Origin of the sequence: Deinococcus pimensis DSM 21231 (genome assembly GCF_000519345.1) — a bacterium.
GTDB lineage: Bacteria > Deinococcota > Deinococci > Deinococcales > Deinococcaceae > Deinococcus_A > Deinococcus_A pimensis.
In genome coordinates, this window is the sequence record NZ_KI912615.1 from 25133 (window position 1) to 28092 (window position 2960).

Annotated in this window: 2 protein-coding genes and 1 pseudogene; 2 read left to right on the forward strand and 1 reads right to left on the reverse strand. The window is 72.5% G+C overall.

The window, feature by feature from the left end; all coding sequences use genetic code 11:
- The coding region (locus tag DEIPI_RS38565) for an EamA family transporter (RefSeq protein WP_027480460.1) at positions 1-258 on the forward strand (258 nt) is incomplete at its 5' end.
- A gap of 6 nt (positions 259-264) precedes the next feature.
- Here DEIPI_RS38565 and recQ read toward each other — a convergent pair.
- A complete protein-coding gene (recQ, locus tag DEIPI_RS27250) occupies positions 265-2448 on the reverse strand; it encodes a DNA helicase RecQ (protein ID WP_045233323.1) in 2184 nt (727 codons plus the stop codon).
- Between the two features lie 146 nt (positions 2449-2594).
- Between recQ and DEIPI_RS38570 the strand changes: the two are divergent.
- Positions 2595-2960 (forward strand): annotated as a pseudogene (locus DEIPI_RS38570) (N-acetylmuramoyl-L-alanine amidase); the annotation flags it as partial.

Consider the following 2960-nt stretch of genomic DNA (forward strand, 5'->3'; position numbering starts at 1 on the left):
ACCCTGCTCGCGCCGAACCTGCTGCTGCTCGGCCTCGGCGTGGCGCTCCTGTCGTCCGCGCTGCCGTACTCGCTGGAGATGACGGCGCTGCGCCGTCTGCCCGCGCGGGTGTTCAGCATCCTGATGAGCCTGGAGCCCGCCGTGGCCGCCACGATGGGCTTCGTGTTCCTGCACGAGGCGCTCAGCGCGCGGCAGCTCGTCGCGATGGCCTGCGTGATCGCCGCGAGCGCCGGGGCCGCCATGAGCGCGCGGGACTGAGGAGATCTACTCGGTGATGACCGCGTGCGCCACCCGCAGGCGTTCGAAGTCGTAGCGTTCCGCGGTGGCCTCCCGCAGGGGGGCGAGGCGCGTCCGCTGCTCCTCGGGGAGGGTGTGGTAGGCGCGTTCGATGACGCGCAGGTCGTCGTCGCCGAGGCCGGTCGCCTCGGTGAAGCTGAGCTGGCCGTCGCGGACGAGGTTCGCGAGGTGCTTGCTGATCGTCTGCGCGGTGAGGCCGCGCTGCCGGGCGATCTCCTCGATGCTGTGGCCCTCGCGGGCGAGGTCGAGGGTGACGGTGAGGGTGTCGCCGGTGCCGCCGCCCCTGGCGGATGACGTGGCGGCGCGCGGCGCGGGCGTCCAGAGGGGCGCCTCCGGAGCGCGGCGGGGCTCGGCGGGCGCGTGGCCGCGCAGCACCGTCAGGAAGCGCTCGCCGTAGCGTTCGAGCTTGCTGGCGCCGACCCCGCTGACGTTCGCGAGGGCCGCGAGGGTCTGCGGGCGCTCCTCCGCCATCTGCTTGAGGGTGGCGTCGTGGAAGATGGTGTAGGGCGGCAGACCCGCGTTCCTGGCGAGTTCGCTGCGCAGGGCGCGCAGGTCCGCGAAGAGCTCCTCGTCCTGCGGCGCGACGACGGACGGGGCGCGTTTGGCGCTCTTCTGCGGGCGGTCCGTCTCGCGGCGCAGCAGCACCTGCTCCTCGCCGCGCAGCAGGGGCGTGGCCCGCCCGGTGGGCTGGAGGCCGCCGTGATCGTCGGCGCTGAGGTAGCCGCCCGCGACGAGGTGGCGCGCCACGGACTTCCAGGCCTTCTCGTTCAGGTCGCGGCCGATGCCGTACACGCTGAGCCGGTCGTGGCCCATCGCGTGGATCTTGGCGCTGTCGCGGCCCATCAGGACGTCCACGAGGTGCGTGACGCCGAAGCGTTTGCCGGTGCGGTGCGCGGCGGACACGAGCTTCTGCGCGGCGACCGTGGCGTCCCAGGTGTCGACGGGCGAGAGGCAGGTGTCGCAGTTGCCGCACGCGCCGGGGTGCGTCTCGCCGAAGTAGCGCAGCAGCACCTGACGGCGGCAGGTGGCGGTCTCGGCGTAGGCGAGCAGGGCGTCGAGCTTGCGGGACTCGACGCGGCGGATCTCCTCGGGCGCGTCGCTCTGCGCGAGCATGCGGCGGACCTGCACGGCGTCCGCGAGGCCGTAGGCCATCCAGGCGGTGCTGGGCAGGCCGTCGCGTCCGGCGCGGCCCGTCTCCTGGTAGTAGCCCTCCATGCTCTTCGGGAGGTCGAGGTGCGCGACGAAGCGCACGTCGGGCTTGTCGATGCCCATGCCGAACGCGACGGTCGCGACCATCACGACGCCCTCCTCGCGCAGGAAGCGCTCCTGGTGGCGGGCGCGGACGTCGTTCGTGAGGCCCGCGTGGTAGGGCAGCGCGCGAATGCCCTGCTGCGCGAGGTACGCGGCGGTGTCCTCGACCTTCTGCCGGGAGAGGCAGTACACGATGCCCGCGTCGCCGGGATGTTCGGTGCGGATGAAGTCGTGGACCTGCTTCAGGGCGCTGGCCTTCTCCACGACGCGGTAGGTGATGTTGGGCCGGTCGAAGCTGCTGACGAACTGCCGCGCGCCGTGCAGGTGGAGGCGCTCGACCATCTCGCGGCGGGTGGCGTCGTCGGCGGTGGCGGTCAGCGCGACGCGCGGCACGCCGGGGTAGCGCTCGGCGAGGACGGCGAGCCCGAGGTACTCCGGGCGGAAGTCGTGGCCCCACTGCGAGACGCAGTGCGCCTCGTCGATGGCGAACAGGCCGACGCGGGCGCGGTCGAGCAGGCCGAGGAAGCGCTCGGTGACGAGCCGTTCGGGCGCGACGTAGAGCAGCTTGAGCTCGCCGCGCGCGAGGCGCTCCTCGACGTCTCTGGCGTCGCGGGGGCCGAGGCTGCTGTTGAGGAAGGCGGCGTCCACGCCGAGCTGACGCAGGGCGTCCACCTGGTCCTTCATGAGGGCGATCAGGGGGGACACGACGACCGTGGTGCCCTCGCGCAGCAGGGCGGGCACCTGGTAGCAGAGGCTCTTGCCGCCGCCGGTGGGCATGAGGACGAGCGCGTCGCCTCCGTCCGCGACGTGCCCGACGATGGCTTCCTGGGGCCCGCGGAAGGCGTCGTAGCCGAAGACGGTCTTGAGTTCGTGCCGGGCACGGTCGAGGGTGGGCGACATCACGGGACACAGTCTCGCATTCTGTTGTGGACAGAGCAAGGGACGCGGCACGTTTGTGAGCGCGAATTGTCTGGACAGCGGGGGCTCTCACCTCACCGTCCCTCGTTGGGGACTACATTGAGCGAATCTTCATCCAGGAGGCCCGCATGCCGCGACCCGCGATCCCCACCCCGCCCCGCCGGACCCTCGTGCTCGGCGCCCTCGCGCCGCTCCTCGCCGGGCTCGCGCTCGCCCAGCCGCCGCGCGTCCTCGTGGTGTACCCGCCCAACAACCACACCGTCACGTACGAGAACGTGCTCGTGGAGGGCAGCGTCACGCCCGGCGCGAACCTCACCATCGACGGGCGTCCCGTCCGCGTGGGCCCCGACGGACTGTTCGTGGAGTGGCAGCGCCTGAAGCCCGGCGCGAACGCCCTGAAGCTCCGCACCACCCTCGGCGCGGAGACCACCACCAGCACCCTCACCGTCACGTCCGACGTACCCGCCGCCACGCCCGCACGCATCGTGGCGGGC

Bases quoted from the DNA above. Each gene is read 5' to 3' on its own strand.
- recQ (WP_045233323.1), bottom strand. From the start codon at position 2,448: ATGTCGCCCACCCTCGACCGTGCCCGGCACGAACTCAAGACCGTCTTC.